25 protein-coding genes and 1 pseudogene are annotated in these 26,538 nt (G+C 69.3%); 12 read left to right on the top strand and 14 right to left on the bottom strand.

Annotated features, from left to right (window positions below):
• Positions 1-192 precede the first annotated feature (192 nt).
• Positions 193-375, top strand: coding sequence for a hypothetical protein (locus PV646_RS15695; protein WP_500342207.1), 183 nt, complete (start codon positions 193-195; stop codon positions 373-375).
• Here the strand turns inward: PV646_RS15695 and glgC are convergent.
• Positions 369-1,583: a glucose-1-phosphate adenylyltransferase gene (glgC, locus tag PV646_RS15690; protein WP_500342204.1), complete on the bottom strand. Its 1,215-nt coding sequence runs from the start codon at positions 1,581-1,583 to the stop codon at positions 369-371. The two genes, PV646_RS15695 and glgC, sit on opposite strands and share 7 nt — an antisense overlap.
• An 88-nt stretch (positions 1,584-1,671) precedes the next feature.
• Between glgC and glgA the strand changes: the two genes are divergently transcribed.
• A complete protein-coding gene (gene glgA, locus PV646_RS15685; RefSeq protein ID WP_500342202.1) occupies positions 1,672-2,823 on the top strand; it encodes a glycogen synthase in 1,152 nt (383 codons plus the stop codon).
• Between the two features lie 1,332 nt (positions 2,824-4,155).
• Here the strand turns inward: glgA and PV646_RS15680 are convergent.
• Positions 4,156-5,400: an MFS transporter gene (locus PV646_RS15680; protein ID WP_500342200.1), complete on the bottom strand. Its 1,245-nt coding sequence runs from the start codon at positions 5,398-5,400 to the stop codon at positions 4,156-4,158.
• Here PV646_RS15680 and PV646_RS15675 point away from each other — a divergent pair.
• Positions 5,378-6,373: a LysR family transcriptional regulator gene (locus PV646_RS15675; RefSeq protein WP_500342199.1), complete on the top strand. Its 996-nt coding sequence runs from the start codon at positions 5,378-5,380 to the stop codon at positions 6,371-6,373. The two genes, PV646_RS15680 and PV646_RS15675, sit on opposite strands and share 23 nt — an antisense overlap.
• Here the strand turns inward: PV646_RS15675 and PV646_RS15670 are convergent.
• The 3 genes and pseudogenes from PV646_RS15670 to PV646_RS15660 all read right to left on the bottom strand — a co-directional run.
• Positions 6,351-7,934, bottom strand: a pseudogene (locus tag PV646_RS15670) (amidohydrolase family protein); the annotation flags it as partial. The gene PV646_RS15675 and the pseudogene PV646_RS15670 sit on opposite strands and share 23 nt — an antisense overlap.
• A gap of 77 nt (positions 7,935-8,011) precedes the next feature.
• Entirely contained in the window at positions 8,012-9,421 is a 1,410-nt protein-coding gene (locus PV646_RS15665; protein WP_500342196.1) for a leucyl aminopeptidase family protein, read from the bottom strand.
• Between the two features lie 138 nt (positions 9,422-9,559).
• Positions 9,560-9,727, bottom strand: a complete 168-nt coding sequence (locus tag PV646_RS15660; RefSeq protein WP_382434034.1) for a DUF3117 domain-containing protein — start codon at positions 9,725-9,727, stop codon at positions 9,560-9,562.
• 209 nt (positions 9,728-9,936) lie between these two features.
• On the opposite strand from PV646_RS15660, the gene PV646_RS15655 reads away from it, so the two are divergent.
• Together PV646_RS15655 and PV646_RS15650 are read left to right on the top strand one after the other, a co-directional pair.
• Complete coding sequence (locus PV646_RS15655; protein WP_500342194.1) at positions 9,937-10,734, top strand: PaaX family transcriptional regulator; 798 nt, start codon at positions 9,937-9,939, stop codon at positions 10,732-10,734.
• 10 nt (positions 10,735-10,744) lie between these two features.
• On the top strand, positions 10,745-11,530 hold the full coding sequence (locus tag PV646_RS15650; protein WP_500342192.1) for an enoyl-CoA hydratase-related protein: 786 nt from the start codon (positions 10,745-10,747) through the stop codon (positions 11,528-11,530).
• Here the strand turns inward: PV646_RS15650 and PV646_RS15645 are convergent.
• The 5 genes from PV646_RS15645 to PV646_RS15625 are packed head-to-tail and all read right to left on the bottom strand — an operon-like array spanning position 11,517 to position 13,752.
• The gene (locus PV646_RS15645; protein ID WP_500342190.1) at positions 11,517-12,065 is read right to left on the bottom strand and encodes a DNA-3-methyladenine glycosylase I; all 549 of its coding nucleotides are present in this window, start codon (positions 12,063-12,065) and stop codon (positions 11,517-11,519) included. The genes PV646_RS15650 and PV646_RS15645 overlap by 14 nt on opposite strands.
• Positions 12,062-12,463: an SRPBCC family protein gene (locus PV646_RS15640; protein ID WP_500342188.1), complete on the bottom strand. Its 402-nt coding sequence runs from the start codon at positions 12,461-12,463 to the stop codon at positions 12,062-12,064. The genes PV646_RS15645 and PV646_RS15640 overlap by 4 nt, the downstream gene beginning before the upstream one ends.
• A complete protein-coding gene (locus PV646_RS15635) occupies positions 12,447-12,755 on the bottom strand; it encodes a DivIVA domain-containing protein (protein WP_500342187.1) in 309 nt (102 codons plus the stop codon). Before PV646_RS15635 ends, PV646_RS15640 begins: the two co-directional genes overlap by 17 nt.
• Entirely contained in the window at positions 12,752-13,429 is a 678-nt protein-coding gene (locus tag PV646_RS15630) for a permease prefix domain 1-containing protein (RefSeq protein WP_500342185.1), read from the bottom strand. The genes PV646_RS15635 and PV646_RS15630 overlap by 4 nt, the downstream gene beginning before the upstream one ends.
• Positions 13,414-13,752 (bottom strand): PadR family transcriptional regulator, encoded by a 339-nt coding sequence (locus tag PV646_RS15625; RefSeq protein ID WP_500342184.1) that lies wholly within the window; start codon positions 13,750-13,752, stop codon positions 13,414-13,416. The genes PV646_RS15630 and PV646_RS15625 overlap by 16 nt, the downstream gene beginning before the upstream one ends.
• A gap of 132 nt (positions 13,753-13,884) precedes the next feature.
• On the opposite strand from PV646_RS15625, the gene PV646_RS15620 reads away from it, so the two are divergent.
• The 4 genes from PV646_RS15620 to PV646_RS15605 are packed head-to-tail and all read left to right on the top strand — an operon-like array spanning position 13,885 to position 18,285.
• On the top strand, positions 13,885-15,045 hold the full coding sequence (locus PV646_RS15620) for a cytochrome ubiquinol oxidase subunit I (RefSeq protein WP_500342182.1): 1,161 nt from the start codon (positions 13,885-13,887) through the stop codon (positions 15,043-15,045).
• On the top strand, positions 15,045-15,668 hold the full coding sequence (locus PV646_RS15615; RefSeq protein ID WP_500342181.1) for a cytochrome d ubiquinol oxidase subunit II: 624 nt from the start codon (positions 15,045-15,047) through the stop codon (positions 15,666-15,668). Before PV646_RS15620 ends, PV646_RS15615 begins: the two co-directional genes overlap by 1 nt.
• Complete coding sequence (locus PV646_RS15610) at positions 15,638-16,987, top strand: ABC transporter ATP-binding protein/permease (RefSeq protein WP_500342180.1); 1,350 nt, start codon at positions 15,638-15,640, stop codon at positions 16,985-16,987. The genes PV646_RS15615 and PV646_RS15610 overlap by 31 nt, the downstream gene beginning before the upstream one ends.
• Complete coding sequence (locus PV646_RS15605; protein WP_500342179.1) at positions 16,984-18,285, top strand: amino acid ABC transporter ATP-binding/permease protein; 1,302 nt, start codon at positions 16,984-16,986, stop codon at positions 18,283-18,285. The genes PV646_RS15610 and PV646_RS15605 overlap by 4 nt, the downstream gene beginning before the upstream one ends.
• On the opposite strand, the gene PV646_RS15600 is transcribed toward PV646_RS15605, so the two are convergent.
• Both PV646_RS15600 and PV646_RS15595 read right to left on the bottom strand, forming a co-directional pair.
• On the bottom strand, positions 18,217-19,128 hold the full coding sequence (locus tag PV646_RS15600) for a glucosyl-3-phosphoglycerate synthase (RefSeq protein ID WP_500342178.1): 912 nt from the start codon (positions 19,126-19,128) through the stop codon (positions 18,217-18,219). The genes PV646_RS15605 and PV646_RS15600 overlap by 69 nt on opposite strands.
• Positions 19,128-19,466, bottom strand: coding sequence for a hypothetical protein (locus tag PV646_RS15595; protein WP_500342177.1), 339 nt, complete (start codon positions 19,464-19,466; stop codon positions 19,128-19,130). The genes PV646_RS15600 and PV646_RS15595 overlap by 1 nt, the downstream gene beginning before the upstream one ends.
• A 129-nt stretch (positions 19,467-19,595) precedes the next feature.
• On the opposite strand from PV646_RS15595, the gene PV646_RS15590 reads away from it, so the two are divergent.
• Both PV646_RS15590 and PV646_RS15585 read left to right on the top strand, forming a co-directional pair.
• Positions 19,596-21,092: a CocE/NonD family hydrolase gene (locus PV646_RS15590; protein ID WP_500342176.1), complete on the top strand. Its 1,497-nt coding sequence runs from the start codon at positions 19,596-19,598 to the stop codon at positions 21,090-21,092.
• 10 nt (positions 21,093-21,102) lie between these two features.
• Entirely contained in the window at positions 21,103-22,155 is a 1,053-nt protein-coding gene (locus tag PV646_RS15585) for a winged helix DNA-binding domain-containing protein (protein ID WP_500342175.1), read from the top strand.
• On the opposite strand, the gene PV646_RS15580 is transcribed toward PV646_RS15585, so the two are convergent.
• Positions 22,126-22,659 (bottom strand): LOG family protein, encoded by a 534-nt coding sequence (locus PV646_RS15580; protein WP_500342174.1) that lies wholly within the window; start codon positions 22,657-22,659, stop codon positions 22,126-22,128. The two genes, PV646_RS15585 and PV646_RS15580, sit on opposite strands and share 30 nt — an antisense overlap.
• A gap of 163 nt (positions 22,660-22,822) precedes the next feature.
• Between PV646_RS15580 and PV646_RS15575 the strand changes: the two genes are divergently transcribed.
• Positions 22,823-25,642: an AfsR/SARP family transcriptional regulator gene (locus tag PV646_RS15575; protein ID WP_500342173.1), complete on the top strand. Its 2,820-nt coding sequence runs from the start codon at positions 22,823-22,825 to the stop codon at positions 25,640-25,642.
• Here the strand turns inward: PV646_RS15575 and PV646_RS15570 are convergent.
• On the bottom strand, positions 25,595-26,500 hold the full coding sequence (locus tag PV646_RS15570; RefSeq protein WP_500342172.1) for a hypothetical protein: 906 nt from the start codon (positions 26,498-26,500) through the stop codon (positions 25,595-25,597). The two genes, PV646_RS15575 and PV646_RS15570, sit on opposite strands and share 48 nt — an antisense overlap.
• Between the last annotated feature and the right edge of the window lie 38 nt (positions 26,501-26,538).

Here is a 26,538-nt window from a genome sequence, read left to right as displayed (position 1 = left end):
GCATGTGGCCCGCTCTTGGTGTGACTCGTGATGGGACCCCACCGCCAACGCAACCAAACTAAGCAACAGGCAGCCGCCCAACGCAACAGGCGTGCCATCTACCTACGGGCGGCGCGGGCCCCCTGATCAGATTGCCGGGGTCTGGGGCAGAGCCCCAGGGGAAGCACGCAGCAGCGACCCGCCACTCGCAAGGTGACCACCCGCCTGGTCGCGGAACGCAAGGCGACCACCCGCCTGGTCGCGGAGCGCAAGGTCGCGGAACGCAAGGCGACCACCCGCCTGGTCGCGGAGCGCAAGGTCGCGGAACGCAAGGCGACCACCCGCAAGGTCAGCGGACCGCAAAGGCGACCACCCGCCGGAAGCCGCGCTCAGTAAGCCCGAACACCCTTCCCAAGAACAGTCACCCCAGAAGCAGAAACCGTGTACCGCTCCCGATCCATAGGAGCATCCACACCGATCAACGCCCCATCAGGCACAACAACGTTCTTGTCCAAAATAGCCCGCCGAACCACAGCACCCTTGCCGATCCGAACCCCGGGCAACAACACCGACCCCTGCACCACGGACCCGACCTCGACGATCACGTCGGAAGAGACCACAGACCCGTGGATCTTCCCGGAGATGATCGCCCCGGGCCCCACCATCGAGTCCTCCGCAGACCCTCCGGCGATGAACTTGGCCGGCGGCAACGGCGGAGTGGCAGTCCGAATAGGCCACAACTGGTTGTAGAGGTTGAAAATCGGATGGACCGAAACCAGGTCCATGTGAGCGTCGTAGTAGGCGTCGATGGTCCCGACGTCCCGCCAGTACCCGCGATCCCGATCGGTGGCTCCGGGAACCTCGTTGTCCTGGAAGTCGTAGACGTGCGCCTTACCCCGGTCCACGAGCATGGGGATGATGTCGCCACCCATGTCGTGGTCCGAGTCGGGGTTCAACGCGTCTCCGCGCAAAGCGTCCAGCAACGCCTCGGTCGTGAACACGTAGTTGCCCATGGACGCGAACGTCACGTCAGGATCGTCCGGCACGTGCGGCGGCTCGGACGGCTTCTCCAGGAACCGGGTGATCTTGCCCGAGGCATCGGAGTCGATGCACCCGAACGCCTTGGCCTCGTTCCGCGGCACCCGGATCCCGGCGACGGTCACGGCCGCCCCGGACTCGACGTGCTGCGAGATCATCTGGCCGGGGTCCATCCGGTACACGTGGTCGGCTCCGAAGATGACCACGTGGTCGGGCTTCTCGTCGTGGACCAGGTTCAACGACTGGAAGATCGCGTCGGCCGAGCCCGTGTACCAGCGCGGGCCCAGGCGTTGCTGGGCCGGGACCGGGGTCACGTACTGACCGAGCACATTGGACAGGCGCCACGTCGTCGAGATGTGGCGGTCCAGTGAGTGCGACTTGTACTGCGTCAGCACGCAGAGCTTCGCGAGCCCCGCGTTGACCAGGTTCGACAGCACGAAGTCGACCAGCCGGTAGTTGCCCCCGAAGGGCACAGCCGGTTTCGCGCGGTCGGCCGTCAGTGGCCACAGGCGCTTGCCTTCACCACCGGCAAGCACAATTCCGAGAACGTGCGGCTGCCCCTTCACAGCATGTGACCCTATCCGTGCGATCGTTTTCGAACCAGACGCAAACCGGTTCGTCCCAACACCTACGTCTGTGATCTACGGTGGGTGCGTGCGAGTTGCGCTGCTGACCCGGGAATATCCGCCAGAGGTGTACGGCGGTGCTGGTGTGCACGTGGGTTTCCTCGTGCCCCACCTCCGCGAGCTCGTGGACGTCGACGTGCACTGCTTCGGTGCGCCGAGATCCGACGCGACGGCTCACAACCCCCCGCACAGCCTGGAGCAGGCGAACGCGGCCCTCACGACCCTCGCGGTCGACCTCGAGATGGCCGCGGCGGTCTCCGGCGCGAGCCTCGTCCATTCGCACACCTGGTACGCCAACATGGGCGGTCACCTGGGCAAACTCCTGCACGGGATCCCCCACGTGGTGACGGCGCACTCGCTGGAACCGCGCCGGCCGTGGAAGGCCGAGCAGCTCGGTGGCGGGTACCGGATCTCCTCCTGGGCCGAGCGCACGGCGTACGAACACGCCGACGCGGTCATCGCCGTGAGCGACGGGATGCGGGCCGACGTGCTCGACGCCTACCCCGCTCTCGACCCCTCCAAGGTCCACGTCGTGCGCAACGGGATCGACAGCGACGCGTACCGCCCCGTCACCGGAACGGACGCCCTGACGTCCCGTGGAATCGATCCCGCGAAGCCGATCGTGGCCTTCGTGGGAAGGATCACCCGCCAAAAAGGTTTGAGCCACCTCGTGGCCGCGGCGCACCAGATCGACCCGGAAGCGCAGATCGTCCTGTGCGCCGGAGCTCCGGACACGCCGGAGATCGCCGAGGAGATCCGGCAGGCGGTCAGCGAGCTGTCCGAGAAACGGCCCGGCGTGTTCTGGATCCAGAAGATGCTGCAGCCCGCCGAGGTCCGGCAGATCCTGAGCCACGCGACGGTGTTCGTGTGCCCGTCGGTCTACGAACCGCTGGGCATCGTGAACCTGGAGGCGATGGCGTGCGGCACCGCGGTCGTCGCGAGTGACGTCGGCGGCATCCCCGAGGTCGTCGTGCACGACGAGACGGGCCTTCTCGTCCACTACGACGAGCATGATTTGTCGACATATCGACACCAGCTCGCCGAATCGATCAACGAACTGGTCACAGACTCCGATCGCGCCCGACGCTTCGGAGCGGCCGGACGCACGCGGGCTGAGCAGGAGTTCTCGTGGTCGACGATGGCCGCGCAGACCGTCGAGGTGTACCGCAGTGTGATCTGAGTCACACTCCACCAGGGCAACCCGGAAGAGTGAGCACCGCCTTTAACCAGTAGTGACGTTGTGACTTCAACTGGTTAGGGGCACGAGGACTGTGCGTTGTGCGGTGCTGGGTCTGACGGTCCTCCTCGCGGTGACCGGATGCGCGACCTCAGCTCCCGCCACCCAGCCGGCGGCGCTGCAGCCGACGATCGAGGGCAAGAAGCTCGCCGAGGCCTCCGAACTGCAGTCGCAGGCGGAGGCCCAGCTCGCCTACACGCTGGAGTACGGCTACGTCGCGCGGGCGGGCGCCGCCGCGGTCAGCTGCTGGTTCTCGAAGACGGGCCTCGAGTCCGAGGTCGACAAGCGGCTGTGGTGCGGGCCGGTCCAGGTTCCCGGCACCGGCGCCGGCACCGACTGGGTGCCCGTGCCGATCAAGGAAGTCACCAAGACGGATGATGAGGTCCGTTACGAGGTGCAGTCGCCGCAGGTGCCGGAGAAGGGCAACCGCAGCACGCCGGGCGGGATGCTCGTGCGCACCGATGGCAAGGAGTTCGACCCGTCCAAGCAACAGGACATGACGGCCGGACGCGACTTCCTGGCCGTGCTGCCCGACGACGGCAAGCGCTCCAACCACGACCTGGGCCTCGGCAACACCGAGATCAAGCTGCGCGACGACCTGCTCAGCACCACGGTCACCGGCTGGGCGAACCCGGACATCTGGTTCACCTCCGAGGGCACGCTGCGCGCCGAGACCGGCTCACGGCTGCGCGTGGTCCGGATGAAGGTCGAGAAGCTCAACGAGACGGACAGCGGTTTCCACCGCACCAACTGGCAGGGGTTCGCCCCGCAACCCTCCGAGCTCGCGCTGGAGGTGCCCGGCAAGCGCCAGGTCCTCCCGGCCGACCGGCTGCCGGCCAACGGCGCGGTCTTCGTCGTCTACACCGTGCCGGACCCGCAGGAAGGCCCTGAGAACCTCGCGCTCGGCACGCTCGGCGCCAAGTCGCTGGACCAGCGCGTCGAGATCCCGTCCGGCAAGCGCTCCGACACCCCACCGGCGGTCTTGCAGCGCGCCGCCACCCCGGCCCAGTTCAAGGAGCAGACGCAGAAGATCCGCTTCGGCGACCGCGAGCTCGGCATGAAGATCACCGGGGTGCGGCTCGGCCGGCAGCGGCCGGTCAAGCTCGGCGAGAGCCAGTACGACGTGGCCACGATCTCCGGACCGGACAAGGCGTTGCTGGAGGTGCGGGTCGAGGCGACCGGCGACCTGCCCGACACCGCGGGCGGCCTGCTGACCAAGGACCTGATCACCGTGACGCTGCCGGACGGTTCGACCGCCCGGCAGGTCGGCGCCCGCTACGACGGCGGACCGCTGCCGTTCGCGGTCGTCGTCGAGGTGCCGGCGGACACCCGCTCGGTCTCGGTCGGCATGGTCGAAGGGGTGCTGGACCTGCCGCGACTCGGCACGACGAGCATCTCCGCCGTCGACTCGCGCGCCACCCTCGCCCTGGAGTTCTGAGCGAGCATCGCGGCCAGCGCCAGCCAGCCGAGCAGTACGAGGACCAGTCCGCCCCAGCCCCACTCCTCGTACGCGGTGGCGCCGGACGTCCCGCCGATGCTGCTGCCGACGTAGAACCCGGCGAGGTAGAGCCCCGAGGCCTGGCCACGGGCGTGCGACGGAGCCCGTGCGGCGACCCAGCCGCTCGCCGTGGTGTGCGAGGCGAAGAACCCGGCGGTGACGATCGCGAGGCCGAGCGGCACCCACACCAGGCTCGCCAGGGCGCCCAGAGCCAGCACGCCGATGCACAGCAGCAGCACGCGGCCGCGGCCGAACCGGTCGGCGAGCCTGCCCGCGAACGCCGCCGCGGTGCTGCCGAACCCGTAGAAGAGGAACACCAGCGTCTCGAGCCAGGCGGGACCGGAGAGCTGGAAGCCCGCGACGTTGTAGAACGAGATGAACGTCCCCACGAGCAGCACGGCGACGACGTACAACGACAACAGCACCGGGTCGCGCAGCGCTGCCTTCATGCCGCTCGGCGCCCGCTTCGGCATCGCGCTGGCCCTGGGCAGGAAGAACACCACGACCAGCGCCGCGACCAGCCCGAACGCACCGGCCAGCAGCACGGAGCCGCGCCATCCGAGCCAGTCCGAGGTCATGCCGGTGACGAGCCGCCCGGACATGCCGCCCAGGCTGTTCCCGGCGATCATCGCGCCCATGGCGGCGCCGAGCTTCCCCTTGTCCAGTTCGTCCGCGAGGTAGGCCATGGACGCTGCGGGCACCCCGGCCGCCGCGACGCCCTGCAGCACCCGCAGGACCAGGAACACCTCGTAGTTCGGCGCGAACGGGAGCAGGAGCCCGAGCAACGCCGCCACCAGCACGCTGACCACGATCACCGGACGCCGCCCGACCCGTTCGGACAGCATCGCGATCGGCACGACGACCACCGCCAGCGCGAGCGTGGCGGCGGAGAGCGCGAGCGACGCGCTGCCCGGCCCCAGCCCGAACTCTGCCGCGATCTGCGGCATGACCGCCTGCGGGGTGTAGAGCAGCGCGAAGCACGCGAACCCCGAAGCGGCGATGGACGCGGTCAACCTGGTCACGCAACTGACGCTAAGCCATACGTCCAATACGGAAATGCGCCAGAATCGATCCGTGAACGAATCGGACCTGGCACCGAAGCTGGCGATGTTGAAAGCGCTTGCCGCGGACGAGCACGTGACTCGCGTCGCAGAACGCCTCGGCCTCCCCCAGCCCACCGTCAGCCGGTGGATCGCCGAGCTCGGTGAGCAGCTCGGTACGCCGATCATCGCGAAGAACGGCAGGCGGGTCCGCCTCACGCGGCCGGGCCGGTTGCTGGCCGAAGCGGCGACCCGCTCGCTGGCCGCGCTGGAACCGGGTCTGCGCGAGGTCGAGGAGGAACTCGACCCGGAGAAGGGCCGCGTCGTGCTGGGCTTCCTGCACATGCTCGGCCGCGCGATCGTGCCCGAACTGGTCCGCGGCTACCGCGCCGAGCACCCGCACGTGCGGTTCGGCCTGGTCCAGAACGCCCGTCACGCCGTGGTCGCCAAGCTCGTCAGCGGCGAGATCGACCTGGCGCTGGTCGCCCCGCCGCCGGAGGGGCCCGAGTTCGAGTCGGTGGTCGTGTTCGAGCAGCCGCTGATCGTCGTCGTGCCGTCGGGCCACCGGCTGGAGTCCCGCAGGGCCGTGCGGATCGAGGACCTGGCCGATGAGGACCTGATCACCCTGGAACCCGGCTACGGCCTGCGCCAGATCACCGACGACATGTGCGCCGCGGCCGGGATCACGCCTCGCTACGTGTTCGAGTGCCAGGAGATCGAGACCGTGCGCGGCCTGGTCGCGCACGGACTCGGCGTGGCACTGCTCACCCACGCCGAGTTCGCGCCGCCTCCCGGCCTGCGGGAGCTGTCACTGACGCCGCGGACCGGCCGGATCTTCGGGCTGACGTGGCTGCGGGACAACCCGCTGCCACCCGCCGTCCGCGCGTTCCGCGACCACGCCCTGAGGACTCACGGCGTCACCGGGACCAGGTCTGGGTCCCCTTCCACGTCCTGAGGTACGACTCGGCGCCACCGAGCATGTCCTGGACGAGCTGGTCACCGCCGAGCTGACGGACCTTCTCGACCCAGTCCGGCAGCAGACCGATGTGCGCGCCGCCGTCGACGTTGATGTCCCACACGCGCTCGCCGGTGCGCTGCCGGTCGACCAGCGGCCCGTCCGGGTAGCTGCGGAACGGGTAGGTCACGCCGCTCTGCGGGGCCGGGTGCGAGCCGACGCCGTTGTAGTCGGAGCCGAACCCGATGCCCACGTCGTACTTGCGCCGCAACGGTTCCGCGGCGGCGGCCTGCGAGACGTAACCGCCGGGGTCGTTCTCGTAGCCCGCGATGAACCCGCCGAGCTGGTAGACCTTCTCGGTCCACTGGGCGTCCATCCAGCTGTGGCTCGAGACGATGCCGGGGTACTTCGCCTGGGCGGCGAGCTCCAGCGTCCGGCCCGCGGCCTTCACGCTCATGTGGTCGATCTCGATCATCATGTGCCGCTTCATCATGCCCTGCACCGCGTACTCACCGAGCGACGTCAGGCCGCGCACGTTGCAGCGCTTCGCCGGGTCGTACGCCGGCGCGACGGCGGAGGCGGGGATCAGCGCGTTCGGGCCGACGGTGCCGATCGGGTTGTCCTGCTGCGGGCCCTTGCAGACCTCGGTCTGCCACCACTGGCCGGTGCGCAGGAACTGGCCCGCGTTGATCACGCCGCCCTGGGTGCCCGAGTCGAACCGGACGCCGCACAGCGCGTTGTCGAACTTGTGGCACAGGAACGCGCTGCGCACGCCGAGCGCGTACATCTCGTCGAGGCCGCGGTCGATAGCGGTCTTGTTGCACAACGGGATGTCGAGGAACGTGCGGCAGCCGAAGAGCTCGGAGGTCTCGATGCCGAGCACCACCGCGAGCTTGCCCTGCTGGATCACGTCCCGCGCCTGTTCAGCCGACGTGACGATGCGGAACCAGCCCTTGCCCGCGCCGCCGAACTGCTTGTCGACGAACGCCTGCAGCTCGTAGGTGCGCTGGGCCTGCAGCCGGACCGACTGCATCTCGTCGCACGGCTTGTCCTTGAACGGGTGGATGATGCAGAGCGTGGCGTTGCTCGTCAGGTCCTGCACGAGCACGCGCTGGCCGCCGCGCCAGGCCCGTTCCAGCCAGGCGTAGTAGTTCTGCTGGTGCGAGACCGTCGTGGAGGACGGCCAGTCCTTGAACGTCGGCCAGCCCACCGGGTCGTGGCCGTCGAGGTCGCCCGTCACGATCGCCTCGAAGATCGCGCCGAGGCCCGCCGGGTGGTGCTCCGAGCAGTCCTTCAACGCGTCCGCGATGCCCTGCTCGGAGAACGGCTTGCCGCAGATCAGCTTGCCGCCGAAGCCCTCGTTGGTCATGAGGTGGTTGTGCGCGTCGACGAACCCGCGCACCCTGCCCTGCCCGTCGACGCCCTTGAACGGCTCTCCGGTCACGTTGATCTGCGAGTCCGGCGCGGGCCGCGCCACCGGTTCCCACCACGGCGTCGCGGCCGTGGCAGGGGACAACGACGCTATGACCAGCGAGACGGCGAGTGCCAGGCGGAGTAACACGAGAGCTCCTCTACGGCGTTGTGAAGGAGCTCACATCATGCCGTGGAACGCCGCCGTCTCGTATGGCCGATCGTAGGTTAACGCGAATATTTTTCAGCCAACTCGACCAGCGTCCGCGCGCCGAAGCCCGTCGCGCCTGCGACGACCTCGTCGTAGACCTTCTCCGACCGCGCCGGACCAGCGATGTCGAGGTGCGCCCACGGCACGTCGCCCGCGAACTTCTGCAGGAACAGCGCCGCCGTGATGCCACCGGGGCCGGGCGGGCACTGCTTGTAGTCCGCGATCTCGCTGGCGACGGCACCGACGTGCTCCTCCAGCAACGGCATCCGCCACCACTGCTCGCCGACGTTCGCACCGGCGGCGACGACCTCGGCCGCGATCTCGTCGGACGCGCTGAACACCGCGCCCGTGCGCAGGCCGAGCGAGACCTTCATCGCGCCGGTCAGCGTCGCCACGTCCACGACCAGGTCGGGCTTCAGGTTCTTCACCGCGTACGCCATCGCGTCGGCCAGGACCATGCGGCCCTCGGCGTCGGTGTTCTGCACCTCGGTGGTCGCGCCGCCGTAGTGGCGCACGACGTCGCCCGGCCGGTACGCCGAGCCCGAGACGTGGTTCTCCGCGCACGGCACGAGCCCGGTGACCCGGACCGGCAGCCGCCGGCGCGCGACGGCCAGCAGCGCGGAGATCACCGCGGCGCCGCCCGCCATGTCGGTGCGCATGAGGTGCATGCCGTCGGCGGGCTTCACCGAGATGCCGCCCGTGTCGAACGTGATGCCCTTGCCGACGAACACCAGGTGCGGGCCGGTGGTGCCGTAGGTCAGCTCCAGGAAGCGCGGCGGGCGGGCCGAGCCGCCGCCGACCGCCAGCACGCCGCCGAAGCCCTGCTGTGCCAGCCACTTCTCGTCGCGCACGGTGGCGCTCAGCCCGTCGACCTTGTCCGCCAGCCTGGCGGCAGTCGTCGCGAGCCAGCGCGGGTCCTTGACGTTGGACGGGGTGTTCGCGAGATCACGCGTCAGCGACGTCGCCGTGGCGAGCGCGTGGGCCTTCAGCGCGGCCGACGTGAGCACCTCTTCGAACCCGGTGTCGGCGGTGATCAGCCGCAGCGAGCCGACGCGCTTCGGGCCGTCCTCACCGGTCACCTTGAAGCGGTAGCCACCGAGCGCCGCGCCCAGCACGAACGCGCGCACCTTGGCTGCGTCGAAGTCCGGGGTCAGCATGACGTCGGCGGTCTTCGGCGCGTCGTCCCCGCTCAACGCGCGCACGAGCGACGCACCGGCCGTGCGGTAGTCGGCGAGCGTGCCGGTACCGACACCGAGCGTCCAGGTCTCGTCGTGCCGCACCGCCTCGCCGGCCTTGCCGGTCAGGTCGGAGACGTCGATGCCGTCGCCGCCCGGTCCCAGCGCCGGTCCCGTGGCCGCGAGCACGACCGCCGGAACGTTGCGGCGCGAGGTGGTGGCCACCTCGACGTCCACGAGCTTGGTGGGCACTGACGGAACCGTCGACGCCACGGCTGGACCTCCCCTATTGCATTAACGACCGTTCATTCTGACCCACGGCCGGAACGAAGCGATGCCCTGGTCTCCACTGTGGAAACCAGGGCTTCACGTGCTTCTCACCGGGAGGTCTCAGCCGGAGGCGGCCTTCAGCGCGTCGCCCAGAGCGCTGGCCTCGTCGGCCGACATCTCGACGACGAGGCGCCCACCACCCTCGAGCGGAACGCGCATGACGATGCCGCGTCCCTCCTTGGTCACCTCGAGGGGACCGTCACCGGTCCGGGGCTTCATGGCCGCCATCGCGTGCTCCCATCGTCAACATCTTCCCCGTCCGGCCAGGCCGGATCTGCTCCATTCTCCCCTATGGCGACTCAGGGGCGAAACCGAACCGATCTTTTGGCGAGTCCGGGTGATGTTTGTCGATCTTGGCTTGTCCCTGATCAGCACCCGTTTTCGCGACTAGGCAACACTTTGGGCACGCCCTGCCGTGTCGTGACAGACTGGGCCGGGTGCGAGCCCGTTCCGCGCTCTTCGACGTCTACGGCGGCCACCTTCGCGATCGCGGTGGCGCCGCCACCATCGCCGCGCTCGTCCGGCTGCTGGAGCCCCTGGGTTTCGCCGCGCCGGCTGTCCGCACGGCTGTGTCCCGCACGGTCCGGCAGGGCTGGTTGCAGCCCTCACGGCTTCCTGACGGGCCCGGATACGCCATGACACCCCGCGGGGAACGGCGGCTCGACGAGGCCGCTGCCCGCATCTACCGCACCGGGCCGTCCACGTGGGACGGTCGCTGGCACGTGGTGGTGCTGGAGGAGATGCCGGGCCGCGACTCGCGCGATCACCTGGCGTCCGAACTGCAACTGCTCGGTTACGGCGCGCTCGGTCCTGTGACGTGGATCGCTCCCCGGCCCTCGGCCGAGCTGGCCGACGTGCTGGCGGCCGAGCAGGTCGCCGCACGAACTTTTCACGGTTCACACGACGGTGGCGATGCCGAGCTCGCGGCGAAGGCGTGGGACCTGGCCGAACTGGGCCGCGACTACGCCGGGTTCGTCGCGCACTGGCACGAGACGGTGTCCGTTGTGGACGAAACCGACGACGCGACCGCGTTCGCCGCGTCACAGCGGCTGCTGCACGCGTGGCGGAAGTTCCTGTTCCGCGATCCCGGTCTTCCTGCTGAACTGTTGCCACCGGACTGGCCGGGGCACGCGGCAGCGTCGTTCTTCGACGAACAGACACTGCGGCTGGCACCGGGCACGAGTCGTTTCGTCGACGAGTGCCTGCGGCCGGTGCGCAACGTTTCCACAGCTTGATGGAGGTCCAGTGTCCGAGCTCCTCGTCGAAGACGCCGATGGTGTGCGCACGCTCACGTTCAACCGCCCCGAGTCGTTCAACGCCTTCACCGTCACGCTGAAGGTGGCGTTCCTCGCCGCGCTCCAGGACGCGGCGGCGGACGAGTCGGTGCGCGCGGTGGTGATCACGGGTGCCGGCCGGGCGTTCTGCGCGGGCCAGGACCTCAAGGAGCACATCGGGTTGCTACAGGCCGGTGATCCCGCGCCGCTGCACACCGTCGAGAAGCACTACAACCCGATCGTGCGAGAGCTGATCGGCATGCCGAAGCCGGTGATCGCCGCGGTCAACGGCAGCGCGGCGGGTGCGGGCGCGTCGTTCGCCTACGCCGCCGACCTGCGCATCGCGGGCCAGTCGGCCAAGTTCCTGATGGCCTTCGCGAACGTCGGCCTGACCGCGGACTCCGGCGCGTCGTACACGCTGCCGCGGCTGATCGGGCACGGCCGAGCGATGGAGATGATGCTGCTCGCGCAGCCCGTCGGCGCCGAGGAGGCGTTGCGGGTCGGCATGGTCAACCAGGTCGTGCCGGACTCCGAACTGCTGTCCACCGCGCACCTGCTGGCCGCGAAGCTCGCCGCCGGGCCGACGACGGCGTACGCGAAGATCAAGGAAGCGCTGGCCGCGGCGGCGGACGGGACGCTGGAGGACGCGCTCGAAGCGGAGCGCCGCACCCAGGCCGACTGCGGCGCGACCGAGGATCACCGCGAGGCGGTCGACGCCTTCGTGAACAAGCGGGCGCCGAAGTTCATCGGGCGCTAGTGGCGCGGTAGCACGTCGAGATGTGGTCGTCGACCATGCCGGTTGCCTGCATCAGCGCGTAGCACGTGGTGGGGCCGAGGAACTTGAAGCCGCGCTTCTTCAGTTCCTTGGCCATCGCCTTCGACTCGTCCGTGATGGCCGGCACGTCCGCGAACGTCTTCGGCCGCTTGTGGCGGGCGGGCGCGAACGACCACAGCAGTGCGTCCAGGTCGACGGCCTCCGCGACGATCAGCCGGGCGTTGTGGATCGCGGCGTCGATCTTGAGCCGGTTCCGGACGATGCCCGCGTCGGCCATCAGCCGTTCCACGTCGGCCGGGCCGAACTCCGCGACCAGCTTCGGGTCGAAGTCGCCGAACGCGGCCCGGAACGCCGGCCGCTTGCGCAGGATCGTGATCCACGACAGCCCGGACTGGAACGCCTCCAACGACATCCGCTCGTAGAGCTCGGGAGTGCCGTGCAGCTCCACGCCCCACTCGGTGTCGTGGTACTCGGCGTAGTCCGGGGTCGAGTCGCCCCACGGACAGCGAACGATCACCGGTAGCCCTCGGCAAACCGGGCGAAGCGTCGCAGCGAGCGGCGCAGCATCACGACGAAGAGCGGCTTCACCACCGGGTAGAAGAACGGCACGTCGAGACTCTCGCTCCACACGAACCGGCTGCCGCGCACGGCGAACACACCGGTGCCCTTCACGACCTTGCCGAGGTGGAGCACCTCGACGGCGTGCGGCGGGTCCCAGCGCGTGATCCGCATCCGGTCGGAGACGCCGAACGTGACGGCGTCGATCTCGCTGCCGACCGACTTCCCGTCGCCCTCGACCACCTTCACGGTGGTGCCGAACACCCACTCCGACTGGCGTTCCCAGTCGGTCATGGCCCGGAAGATCGTGTCGGGCGGTGCCGCGACCTCGACGGTCAGCTCAAGATCCGTGTTCACTGGTCTCCAGTCGCTCCAGTTCGGCGACGCGCGCCCGCAGCGTCTCGACCTCGGTCGCGAGCCGCTGCAACGCCCAGTCGACCTCGGTCATCTTGTAGCCGCGGAAGACCTGCTGGAACTTCAGCTCGCGGACGTCGTCCTCGGTGATGTCGTCGGACGGCAGCCTCGTGGGCGAGGCGCCGGGCGGCAGGGGCGCGAGCTCCTCGCCGCGCCCGAACACCAACGCCGCGAGCAGGAACACCACTGCCGCGACGGCGATCATCACGATCAGGTAGATCAGGGCGTTGGTCACGCGACGATCGTGGCACAGCTCAGGCTGCGGCGAGCGAGCAGACCGAGCCGAATGATCACGATCCAGGAGATCAGGCTCGCGACGCTCATCGGCAACGACTGCACCAGCCGTGCCGGATCGAGGTGCGCGGTGGCGGCGATGATCGAGAGGTTGCCCAGCAGCACGGCGCCGACGGCCGTGAGCGCGACCCCCGCGCCGACCTTGGCGAGCAGCCTCGTGTCGTACTTGCGGGCGAGGACCCGGCCGAGGACCAACACCACCAACGCCACGCCGGATGCGATGCCGCTGGTCAGGTCGTTGGCCTTGGCGACGAACAGGTACCAGGCCGGCGGCATCGTGCCGAAGTCCTGCCACGGACCGATGAGCAACATCCGGCCGTACTCCCACGCCATGTGCATCAACGGCAGCACGATCGCGAGCCAGACGAGCGTGCGCGTGCCATAGGCGACGGCCAGCTCGGCCTGGTACTCGTGGGCGATCTCGCGCACCGGCCCGAACTCCTCGACCGCGCGCTCCTGGGCCTCCACCTCGGTCAGCCCGTCGTCGAGATGCGCCTCGGTGGCGTCGGTGAGGCTGTCACGGGTCTCCGTGAGGAGGTCGCGCACCTGCTTGCGCGAGCCCTGCAACCGTGACCCGAGATCAGTCACGTACCGCTCGATCACGTCTGTGCCCATGTGCCACCACCTCCCAGCACCCCGTCGATGACCGTCGTGAACTCGCGCCACGCGTTGCGTTCGGCGCTCAACGCCCGCTGTCCCGCCTGTGTGAGCTTGTAGGTGCGGCGCTTGCGGCCACCGACCGTGCTCCAGTCGCTGGTGACGTGCCCCGCCCGCTCCAGCCGTCTCAACGCGGGGTAGACCGTGCCCGTCGGGAGGTCCAGCGCACCCCCGCTGCCCTGCTGCAACGCCTCGATGATCGCGTAGCCGTGCAACTGCCTGCCGTCCAGCGTCGCGAGCAGCAACGCGTCCAGGTGGCCTCGTAGCGCGTCGGGCTTCATGGGTAGCGAGTCTACTGATCCAGGCCCTCGGAGTATCCCCTGAAATCCTCCGTCAGGGTCAGCCCTGAGATCCCCCTGAGATGCGCTTTCAGGCCTTAATAAGTAGCCGGGCTACACATACCTTCCCTACTCATGAGTGCCGTAGACCTCGCCCGCCTCCAGTTCGCGACGACCACGTCGTTCCACTTCCTGTTCGTGCTGCTCACCCTGGGCCTGGTCACGCTGCTGGTGGTCATGCAGACGAGGTTCACGATCACCGGCCTGCCCGTGCACGAGCGGATGACGCGGTTCTGGGGCCGGATCTACGTGATCAACTACGCGCTCGGGATCGTCACCGGCATCGTGATGGAGTTCCAGTTCGGGCTGAACTGGTCGGGCCTCGCCACCTACGCCGGCGACGTGTTCGGGGCGCCGCTCGCGCTGGAGACGCTCATCGCGTTCTTCCTGGAGTCGACGTTCCTCGGCCTGTGGATCTTCGGCTGGGGCAAGCTCCACCGCTGGCTGCACCTCGCGTTGCTGTACCTGACGGCGCTGACCGCGTTCGCCTCGGCGTTCTGGATCATGGCCGCGAACGGCTTCCTGCAGCACCCCGTCGGCTACCGGGTCGACGGGAACGTGTTGCGGCTGGACGACTTCGGCGCGTTGCTGACCAACCCGACGTTCACCTCGGCGCTGACACATGTGGTCTTCGCGTCGATCACGGTCGGCGGCGTGTTCATGACCGGTGTCTCGGCGTACCACTTCATCAAGCGGACGCCCGAGGTCGACTTCTTCCGCCGTTCGCTGCGGATGGGCGTGGTGACGACGGCGCTGGCCACCCCCACGTTGATCGGCGCGGGGTTCGCGCAGTTCCCGGTGATCTCGCAGTACCAGCCGGGCAAGACCGAGGCGGCGCCGTGGATCGGCGCGCCGCTCGGGTTCATGATCCTCATCGGGATGGCGTTGACGGCGGTCAGCTGGCTCACGCTGCCGTTGCTCATCAAGGACGCCGTGATCCGGCTGCGCTTTCCGCTGTACCTCATGATGATCGGCATTCCGCTGCCGTTCGCCGCCGCGATCTTCGGGTGGATGTTCCGGGAGATCGGGCGGCAGCCCTGGCTGATCTACGGGCTGTTGCGGACCGAGGACGCGGTGTCGCATGTGGACGCTTCGCAGATCCTGTTGTCGCTCGTCGTGTTCACGTTCCTGTTCGTGGTGCTGGCCTGTGTGGACTGGGCGTTGATCGCACGTGCGGTCCGTCGTGGTCCGGACGTGGCGCCGGCTCCCGTTTCGCCGATGGTGGTGACTCTCTGATGGAAGCTCTCTGGTTGACCGTGCTCGGTGTTCTCACCGTCGGGTACTTCGCGCTGGCCGGGTTCGACTACGGCTCCGGTCTGCTGCTGGTCCTGCCGAAACGAGACGAGACGTCTCGTCTCATGAACCCGTTCTTCCTGGGCAACGAGGTCTGGCTGGTCGCCGCGATCGGCGTGCTGTTCGCGGCCTTCCCGCGCCTCGAAGGCGAGCTGCTCTCCGGCGCGCACAGCACGTTCACGCTGCTCCTGGCCGGGCTGGTGCTGTTCATGGCGGCCGTGCAGCTACGGCTCTGGTGGTGGCTCGTGTTCACGGGCGCGCTGATGGTGTCCGTGGGCTGGGGGCTGTTCCTGGCGCACCTGCTCGAAGCGCCCTGGCCGGTGGCGCTGATCATGCCGGTGCTGTTCGCGGTGCACGGCTGGGTGTTCCAGAACCGGCTCTGGAAGCTGTTCCCCGTCACCGCGGCTCTGTGCGCGCTGCCGATCCCGCTGGCGTTCAGCTCGATCGACGTCACCGGGCTCATGGCCCACTCCGACACGCTCGGCCTGCTCGCGTGGGTCGCGATCCCGGTCATCCCGCTGGTGGTGGTGCTGCAATGGTCGATCGTCGCCATCTCCTCGCGCTGATCCCGGTCCCGTTCCTGGTGCTGGCCCAGGCCGAGCTCCTGGCGTCGGTGCTCAGCGGCGGCACGGGGTTCCTCCTACTGGGTCTGGTGATCGGTGCCAGGGTGCTGGTGTGGTGGCTGCACCGCGCGTGGGCGCATCGGGCTGCTGAACGCACTCGCGCACGGCTGCGTGAGGCGTTCCTGCGGAAGCCCGGCACCAAGGCCGGCGAGGTCGCCACGCTGGTCACGCGGGGCGTGCACGACGTGACGCCCTACGTCGTCGGGTATCTGCCTCAACAGGTCCTGGCCGTGGTCGTGCCTCTCGCGGTGGTGATCAGGCTGGCGTTCGCCGACCTCGCCGCGGCCCTGACGATCCTCGCGACGCTGCCGTTGATCCCGATCTTCGGTGCGCTGGTCGGCGCGCACACCCGCGAACGCACGGCCCGCCAGTGGGACGCGCTGGCGACGCTCGGCGGCCACTTCCTCGACGTGGTCAAGGGAATCGGCACGTTGCGGGCGTTCGGGCGGGCCGAGGCGCAGTCCACGACCGTGCGCAAGCTGGCCGCACAGCACATGACCGAGACGATGTCCGCGCTCCGAGTCGCGTTCCTGAGCGCGTTCGTGCTGGAGCTCGTGGCCACCATGTCGGTCGCGCTCGTCGCCGTGCCCGTGGGCCTGAGGCTGCTCGACGGCGGAGTGCCACTGCACACCGCACTGCTCGTGCTCTTCCTTGCCCCAGAAGCTTTTCTGCCACTCCGGGCGGCCGGAGCGCAGTACCACGCGAGCGCGCAGGGCCGAGAGGTGCTCGCCAAAGTCCCCACCCACGAGGACACCACCGGCCAGGCACCGCCGGATCTGGCCCACGCCGAGATCGTGTTCGACGGCGTGAGCGTGCGCAGCCTCAGCGACTTCTCACTGCGAATCCAGCCCGGCGACCGGATCGCTCTGGTCGGCCCGAGCGGTGCCGGCAAGAGCACGATTCTCGCGCTGCTGCTGGGGTTCGTGCGACCCGACCACGGCCGCATCACCGTCGGTGGCGTCGACCTGAACGACATCGACCAACGGCAGTGGCTGGCCGCGCTGGCGTGGATGCCGCAACGCCCCACGCTCGTCCCGGCCAACCTCTCGTCCGGCGAGCAGCAGCGGGTCGCACTGGCCAACGCCCTGGACCGGCGTCAGGCGGGGCTCTTCCTGCTGGACGAACCGACCGCACACCTCGACGCGGAGACGGAATCCCTTGTGCTGGAAGCAACGCGTGAGTTCACCCGAGGTCGCACGGCCGTGATCGTGGCGCACCGCGAAACAGTGCTCGGCGAGGTCGACAGGGTGGTCCGGGTATGAGACTCGCGATCCTCGTCGGCACCCTCGCCGAACTGGCCGGCGTCGGCCTCACCGCGACCGCGACGTGGCTGATCATGCGCGCCGCCGAGCACCCGCCGATGCAGGCGCTGACCGTGGCGATCGTCGCGGTCCGCACCCTCGCGCTCGCCAAGGGGGCCCTGCGCTACCTCGAACGCCTGACCAGCCACAAAGCCGTGCTCAGCGAGGCCGTCGAACTGCGCGGCAAGGTCTACGACGACCTCGCGCACCGCAGGCACGTCCCGTCCGGCACGGCCCTGACCCGCATCGTCACGAACGTCGACCAGCACCTCGACACCAGGCTCCGCGCCACCCTCCCGTGGATCACCGCGGTCGTGGTCGGCGCCGTCGTCGCGGCGGCCTCGGGCTTCTCGCTGCCGTTGGTCGCGGGCCTGCTGATCAACCTCGCGCTGTTCCCCCGACTCGCGCTCCGCGGGCCGAAGGATCTCACCCCGTTGCGCGCCAGGCTGACCGAACAAACCACGGAACTGGTCCACAGCAAAGAAGAACTCGTCGCCTACGGCCTGTTCGACGAGAAACTCCTTGCCGCCACGAGAACCGCGAAAGAACTGTCCCGGGCCGAACGCACGCGAGACCTGACCCCGCTGGCGATCGCCGTCCAGTTCGGCACGGCACTGCTCCTGCTCGCCCAGCACGAACCGGCGTGGCTGATCATGGCCGCCGTCGCCACGTTCGAGATCACCATCCCGCTCGCCGCGCTCACCAAGCCACTGCCGGAACCCACCGACGAACCCGAGCCCACGCACACCACGCAGGCCCCGGGCCTCAACGGCAGGACGGCGATCGTCGGCCCGAGCGGCGCGGGCAAGACCACGTTGCTCAACGCCATCGCCCGCGAGCTGGAACCCAGCAAGGGCGCGTTGGCCGACGCGCACGTCTTCCACACCACGGTCCGCACGAACGTCCTGCTGGCCAAACCCGATGCCACGCAGGAAGAACTCGACCGGGCCGCCGGGATCGCCGAACTGGACCTCGACTGGGACCAGGTCGTCGGCGAACGCGGCGAGGAGATCTCGGGCGGCCAACGGCAACGCCTGATCCTCACCAGATCGGTGCTGGCGAACCCGGAGGTCCTGCTCCTGGACGAACCCACGGAAGGCCTGGATCCGGAGCAGGCCGACCGCGCGCTCGCCAAGGTCCTCGACCACTGCCGGGGCACCGCCCTGGTCGTGACGCACCGCGAGGAGCAGCTAGCCCTGTTCGACCACGTGCATCATCGGCGGCCGATCAGCCACGAGCACGTCGGTCGAGTCGGGTAGCCACTCCCCGCCGACCTGCACGAACTGCGTCAACGGCCCCGACTCCGCGGACACCCCGCACCGGGCCAGCGCCGTTCCCATGATCTGCGACGACATCGCCCCGAGTTGCAGCAACGACCGGTTCCGGTGCTTGCGCACGCCCAGGTTCACCTGCGCCAGCGCGGAAAGCCCGTGCATCCGGTGCACGTCCAGCAACAAGCCGATCTCCACGCCGTACCCGGCGGCGAAGGGCACCGACTCCAAAAAGGACCGGGTCGCCGCGTACTCGCCACCGAGTGGCTGCACCACACCGGAAAGCTCGGGCCGCAGGGTGTTCAGCAACGGCCGCGCCACCAGCTCGGTCACCCGTCCACCGCCGGAGCTCTCCAGCCGCAACGGCCGCCGGTAGAAGCCCTTCACCAGGTGCACACCGCCGTCCAGCAGCAACGGCCCCAGCAACGCCGTGACGAACGCCGTCTCCGGGTCCACCAGGTCGGAGTCGAGGAAGACGATCAGGTCCCCGGAGGTCGCGGCCAGCGACCGCCACAGCACCTCGCCCTTGCCGGGCAACGGCGGAATCCACGGCACGACGTCCTCGCGCAGCACGACCCGAGCGCCGGCCGCGGCAGCCACGGAGACGGTCTCGTCGGTCGACCCGGAGTCCATCACCACCAGCTCGTCCACGAGCGTCCCGAGCAGCGGCCGGACCACGGAGACCACGGCCCCGACGGTCTCCTCCTCGTTCAACGCGGGCAGCACCACGGACACCGTCCGGCCGCGCTTCAACGCGACCAGCTCGTCGACGGTCCAGGACGGCTGCTGCCAGGTGTGCGAGGCGAACCAGGCTTCGACGGAGGGCAGCATCAGGCGAGCGCCCGCATCGCCCGGACCGGCGGACGGGTCCCCATCACGCTCGCCACCATCTCCACGACCTTCCTCGCCTGCCGTACGTCAGTCGCACGAACGGCGCGTGCTCCGGACATCGCAGCGACTGTGGCAGCCGCCAGCGTGAAGTCCTCGTCCCCTCCGGGGATCGTCACCACGTCCAACGTTTCGGACAGCGACGGCAATTCCAGCTCGCCGTCGAACTCGACGACGTCGGCACCGGCCTCCACCGCCCCCGCCACGGCGTCCGTGCTGGTCAGATGCGCAACGACCAGCACGCGGTCTTTCGGCAGCTCAGTGACGCGGAATCGGTTCACGCCACCCAGCGTAGACAGGGGCCAGAACGGTGACCTGGCTCACAGCCTCTTGCTACCCACGAGTAGCAACCTGCTTTACTCCCCAGTAACAACCCTGTGTGATCTACGTCATGGTCAAGGAGGACCAGAGTGCGACGATCACTTGTTTTAGTCCTGGTACTCCTCTCAACCCTGCTCGGTGCTCCGGTTGCCGCCACGGCGGCCCCGGGACACCAGATCTCGTACCGGTCCATCCCCGGCGTCGGCGGCACGGTCCTGAAGGCCCTCGTCGTCGAGCCGACCGGACAGGGCAGCGGCCCGTTCCCGCTGCTCGTCATGCCGTCCAGCTGGGCGGTTCCCAACATCGAGTACGTCGGCGCGGCGGCCAAGCTCGCCAAGCAGTCCGGGTACGTCGTGGTCAGCTACACCAGCCGCGGCTTCTGGGACTCGGGCGGCACGATCGACGTCGCCGGGCCCGAGACCGTCGGTGACGTCAGCTTGGTCATCGACTGGGCCATCGCGAACGCGCACGCCGACGGCACCAAGGTCGGCGCGGCCGGGATCTCCTACGGCGCCGGGCAGTCCCTGCTGGCGGCGGCGAGTGACCGGCGCATCAAGGCCGCGGCCGCGCTGAGCACGTGGACCGACCTGGCCCGCTCGCTCTACCCGAACAGCACCGTGAACAAGCAGGCCGTCGAGGTCCTGCTGGCGGCGGGCAAGGCCACCGGACGTCCCGGCCCCGTTCTCCAGGAAGCGGAGGACGCGTACCGCGACGGCAGGTTCTGGGAGGTCGTGCCGATCTCCGCGGAACGCTCCGCAGCGTCGAAGATCGCCCAGATCAACGCCAACGGCACCGCCGTCATGCTCGGCAACGCCTGGAACGACGGCATCTTCGCGCCGGGCCAGATCGCGGACTTCTACGGCAGGCTCACGGGCCCGAAGCGGCTCATGCTCTCGCCGGGCGACCACGCCACCGCCGAACTGTTCGGCGCGGCGGGTCTGCCCAACGAGATCTGGGAGTCGGTCGGCCGCTGGTTCGACCGCTACGTCAAGGGCACGGCCAACGGCATCGACGCCGAGCAGCCGGTGCGGCTCAAGCCCAACAACGGCGGCGCGTGGCGGACGTTCGGCGCGTGGCCCAACGCCAACGCGGACACCGTGCAGCTCGACCCGAAGAAGATCCACGCGGGCTGGGGCACGGTCGCGGACAGCGGCACAATCCTGCTCTCCGGTGCGCTGCAAGGGTTCCTGAACATCCCGACCGGGGTGTCGCTGCCGTTCGTCGACCGCAACGTCGCGGGTGTGTGGAGCGGACCGCAGTACCCGGGCGGTGCGACGCTCGCCGGCACGCCCAAGCTCAAGCTGCAGGTCACGCCGAGTGCGGAGACGACGACGTTGTTCGCGTACCTGTACGAGGTCGGCCCGCTCGGCCTCGGCGCGCTGATCACGCACAAGCCGGTGAAGGTGACCGGCGCGGGCCGCACGCAGACGCTCGACGTGGAGCTCGAACCGACCGCGTGGAACGTCGGCGCGGGCAACCGGATCGCACTGGTGATCGACACGGTGGACCCGCGTTATCTCACGGAATCAACTCGCGGCTCAACCGTCACCTTCGGACCGTCGAGCCTCACGGTTCCGAAGGCGTAAGAATGTGCGGGTGGACCTCACCCGGCAGCAGGTGCTCCTCCACCGGATCCATCAGCACGAACTGGACCGGCGGATCAGTGACGCGGCCGAGTTGGCGGTGTTCTCCCTGGGCGTCCAGGACAACACCTCCGGCTCGGCCCTGCTGAGTCTCGCCGCCCGTCTCGCTGAGCCGAAGGTGGACGACTTCGTCGTGACCTGGTCCGTGCGCGGTGCCCCGCACCTGCACCGGGCGGGCGAGCTGAAAGCGTTCTCCCGCGCGCTGTGGCCGTGGAGCGACGCCGACGCCCGAGCCAGGGCCGCACGCCCGAAGGCCGACGACCTGCTGGACGCGCTGCGGCACATCGCCACCGCCATGCGGTCCATCGTCACGAAGCCGATGGCCAAGGGCGAGGTGAGCAGGGCGCTGACCCCGCTGGCACCGAAGCAGACGGTCGAACCGTGCCGGGGCTGCCAGACCGAGCACGTGAGCGACCCGATCTTCCGCCTGGGCGCGCTGCCCGCGGGCCTCCGGATCATCCCGGAGGAGAAGACCGTGACGTTCGAACGCATCCACGGCTGGCCGGGCGTCCCGCGCAAGACGGCGGGCTTCGACGAACTGGTGCACCGCTACCTGACCCTGCACGGCCCGGCGGGACCGTCCGAAGTGGCCAGTTACTTCGGCACGAGCACCCGGGAGGTCAAGAAGCGCTGGCCGAAGGACGGTCTCGTCGAGGTGACCGTCGACGGGCAGAAGGCCTGGCTGCCGGAGGACCTGGAGATCGTCGACGCCGAACCCCCGGACGTCCGTCTGCTCCCGCCGACCGACCCGTACCTGCAAGCCCGCGACCGGGACCTCCTCCTGCCCGACAAGGCGGCGCAGAAGGACATCTTCCGCATCCTCGGCCGGCGCGGCGCGATCCTGGTGGACGGCGAGATAGCGGGCTCCTGGCAGGGCAGGGTGGTGTCCGGCAAGCGGTTCGAGGTGACGGCGACGCCGTACCGCCCGCTACCGGACCTCCTGCCGGAGACCGAGTTCCTCGCTCAGACCAAGGGACTAGACGACGCAAGCGTCAAGGGCGACTGACACGTCGTCCGTGACGATCAGCGACTTCAACGCGGCGTGCGAGACGAAACCCTTGTCCCGCAACTCGGTCAGCCACTCGACGAGCCCCTTGTAGTGGTTGTCGACGTCCAGCAGCACCACGGGCTTGCCGTGCATGCCGAGCACACCCGCGGTCCACACCTCGAAGAACTCCTCGGCGGTACCGATCCCGCCGGGCAGCGTGAGGAACGCGTCCGCCTTGTCGTCCATCATCTTCTTGCGCTCGCGCATGGTGTCGACGACGTGCAGCTCGGTCGAGTCGCGGTCGGCGATCTCCCTGGTGGCGAGGCCCTTCGGGATCACGCCGTAGGTGTGCGCGCCACCTGCCCTGGCCTCGCGCGCCACCGCGCCCATCATCGACGTCTGCCCGCCACCCCACACGAGGTGCCAGCCGCGTGCCGCGATCTGGCGCCCGACCTCGGCGGCGAGGTCGACGTAGCTCTGGGGAACGGTGGCGAGGCTTCCGCAGTAAACAGCGATGTACATCGGCACGAGGCTCGCACTTCCGTGGTGGGTTGTCCAGGCGCGCCAACGAAGTGCGCCACCTGCGAGAACGATATCACCGAGACGGGATCGGGCCCGGACGTGGCCGAAACCGCACGTACACTGTGGCCTGGTTCGTACACGCGCACTGCTACGGAGGCGTGGGGTGGAATCGCGTTTCGAGTTCGCGTTGCTCGGTCCACTCGACATCGTCCGGGACGGCGTGCCCGTGTCGCCGGGATCACCCAAGCTCCGCGTCCTGCTGGCCGCCCTGCTCGTCGAAGCCAACCGCGTCGTGTCCGTGGACGTGCTGGTGAAGCGCCTCTGGGGTGATTCATCGAACGGACGCGCTCGCCGCACCGTCCACAGCTACGTGCAGCGCCTGCGCCAGTCACTGGGTGCCAGGGACATCATCGTCACCTGCGCGAACGGCTACCTGATCGAGGTCGCGGAGGACGCGCTCGACCTGGAGCGTTTCGAGAAGCTGGGCCGGCACGGGAAGTCCCTGCTGGATCGGGGAAGCGTCGACGAGGCCAGCGAGGTGCTGGGCGAGGCGCTCGGCCTCTGGCGGGGCGAGCCGCTGACCGGAATCCCTTCCGAGGCACTGCAGCGCGAGTTCGTTCCCACGCTCGAGGAGCACCGGCTCTCCATCCTGGAGAACCGCATCGAGGCGGACCTGGCACGCGGCCTGCACGACGCGGTCGTCGGTGAACTGCTCGCCCTGACCCGGCAGCACCCGCTGCGGGAACGCCTGTGGAGCCAGTTGATGCGGGCGCACTACCACTCCGGCCGGCAAGCCGAGGCGTTGCACGCCTACCAGTCCGTGCGCCGGCTGTTGTCGAGTCAGCAGGGAATCGACCCGAGCGCGCCGCTGCGGGAGTTGCACCTCCAGATCCTCCGGGCCGAACCGGCACCGTCCCCGGTCACCACGCAGCCGTCCGCCGCTGCCACCTCGGTGCGCGCGCCGAGGCAGCTACCTGCGCACACGCCTCACTTCGTCGGACGCGGCGAGGAGCTGGCCCAGCTGTCGGCGCTGGACCACGACGCGTCGAGGGTGAAGATCACCGCGATCATCGGCACCGCGGGCGTCGGCAAGACGACGTTGGCGGTGCACTGGTCGCACCTGATGGCGGACCGCTCTCCGGACGGCCAGCTGTACGTGAACCTGCACGGCTTCGACCCGTCGCGCGAGCCGACGGCACCGGCCGAGGTGATCCGCGGGTTCCTCAGCGCGCTGGACGTACCACCGGACAAGATCCCCCCGTCCCCGGACGCACAGGCCGCGCTGTACCGCGGCCTGCTGGCCGAGCGGAAAGTGCTGTTGCTGCTGGACAACGCGCGCGACAGCGACCAGGTGCGACCGTTGCTGCCCGGCACGTCGCACTGTCACGTCATGATCACCAGCCGCGATCGGCTCACCAGCCTCGTCGCGGGCGAGTGCGCCCGGCCACTCGTCCTCGACACGCTCGACCTGGGCGAAGCGCGGGCGATGATGGTCGAACACCTCGGCCACCACCGAGTCGCAGCCGATCCCGCCGCCGTGGACGACCTGATCACCATGTGCGCCAGGTTGCCTCTGGCACTGGCGATCGTGTCGGCGCGAGCGGTGCACGATCCCGTCTTCCCGTTGCGAACGCTGGCCAGCGAACTCGGCGACGACACGACTCTTCTGGACGCTTTGGACACAGGCGACCCGGTGACGAGCGTCCGCAACGTGTTCTGGTGGTCCTACCGCCAGTTGGGCGCCGAGGCCGCTCGGATGTTCCGGTTGCTGGGGGTGCACCCCGGCCCGGAGATCTCCTGGCGCGCGGCGGCGAGCCTCGCCGGGCTGTCCGGCGACGAGACCCGCGCAGCGCTCGACGAACTGACGAAGGCACACCTGCTGACCGAGCACCATCCCGGCCGGTTCGTCTTCCACGACCTGCTGCGCGCGTACGCGGTGGAGCAGGTCGAACCGGAGGAGCGCAGGCAGGCGCTGCCCAGGCTCTTCGACCACTACACGCACACCGCCATCACCGCGTCAGCGGTGCTGCATCCGTGGCGGGACGGGCTCACGCTCGACGAGCCGGTGCCCGGCGTGGAACCGGAGGAGCTTGGGAATCACACGGAAGCGTGGGCGTGGTTCGAGGCCGAGGAGCAGGTGCTATCGGTGTTGCCGAAGCTGGCACGCGGCCAAGGATTCCCCGCGCAGGCTTGGCAGCTGCCGTGGGCGATGGCGATGTACCTGGGCCGGTTGGCCCGGTGGCAGGACCTCACCGACATGCAGCACACCGCGCTGGCCGCCGCCAGGGCGCTCGGCGACCTGGACGCTCAGGCGCGCATCCACCACATGATCGGGCACGCCAGATCCGAGGTGCGCGACTTCGACGAGTCGGAACGCCACCTGCTGGCGTCGATCGAGCTGTACCGGCGGCTCGGTGACGGCCCCGGTCAGGCACGGGCCCACCGCGGCCTCGGGTTGCTGTTCGACCTGACGTCACGCTGGGACGAGGCGTTGACACACGGTCGCGCCGCGGTCGCGTTGTTCGAGACCTCCGGACACCTGGCGGGCGAGGCGAGCGCGCTCAACGCCGTGGGCCTGTACCTGTCCAGACTCGGGCGGCACCGGGACGGGGTCGCCCACTGCGAACGCTCGTTGTTCCTGCACCGCCGGCTCGACGACCGGTCAGGCGAGGCGCACACCCTGGACAGCATCGGCGTCATCCACCACCAGCTCGGTGACCACCGCAGGGCGATCGACGCCTACCAGCGGTCAGCCGACCTGCTCGGCGAACTGGGCGACCGCTTCGAGCAGGCGGCCACACTGGACCGGCTGGGTGACGCGCAGCGCGCGGCAGGGGAGGTGGCCGCGGCCCGCCGCACGTGGCAGCGGGCCTTGGTCCTGTTCGAGGATCTGCGGCACGACAGTGCCGGCACCGTCCGGCAGAAGATCGAGGAGTCAGGCGAGCAGCTCCAGCAGGGCGTCACCCCGATTCGTCCGCTGTAACCGCACCTCGCGGCCCCGCCGTTCGCGACGCACCAGGTTCGCCGCCTCCAGCTGTCCGCAGTGGTAGGTCGCCGTGCCCGCGGTGCACCGCAGCAGGATCGCGGTCTCCCCCATCGTGATGCCGCGTTCCGCGTACCGCAGCAACGCCGCCCTGGCCGGGCCGAGCAGCAGAGCCAGCGGGTCGGACGCCGGGTCCGTCAGCGGCTCGTCGCCCCACAGCGTGCCCAGCCCCGGCAACGGGTAGCCGACCCAGACCCGGTCGGCGCCGTCCAGGTCGAACGCGCACCCGTGCACGCCGGACACCAGCGGCACGAAAACAAGCCTGCGTCCGGCGAGATCCACGTCCCTCGGACACGGGTCCGGTAGCCGCAGCGCGCCGCCGGAGAACCGGCAGCGCGGACCGATGCCCGTGAGGACGACGTCGAGCGCACCGCTCACCACCGCCGTCCCCACCCGTTCGGTCTCGCGGCCGAGCAACGGTCCTGCCCGCTTCCAGATCGGAGCGAACGCGGACCACACGCCGGCCAGCAGCCGGTGGTATCCGGAAATGAATTCCGCCGGTCGACGGACAATCGGTTGCCACACCTCCGGAATAAAACCGCAAGATTCCTTCTCCATTTCGGAGAGCAATGTCTCGACCGAGGTGTCACCGATTCGGTCGAGCTGCTCACCGATGTCCCCGCCGAGCGGGACCAGGCAGTCCGGCAACGCGGGAGCACCCCGCGCGAACAGCGGCCGGACCATCTCGCCCGACCCCGTCGCCAGCAGGTGCGTCCACTGCCGCGGCACGCCCTGCGCCCGGCCTCCGAACACCCCGGCCACCAGCGACATGATCGTGGCACCCTGCCAGGGCGCCACGGTCGCTCTGACCTGGTCTAACACACCTACGCGCACCA

This window comes from Streptomyces sp. ID05-26A (genome assembly GCF_033794685.1).
Taxonomy (GTDB): Bacteria; Actinomycetota; Actinomycetes; order Mycobacteriales; family Pseudonocardiaceae; genus Lentzea.
This window is presented reverse-complemented; position numbering and strand designations above follow the sequence as displayed.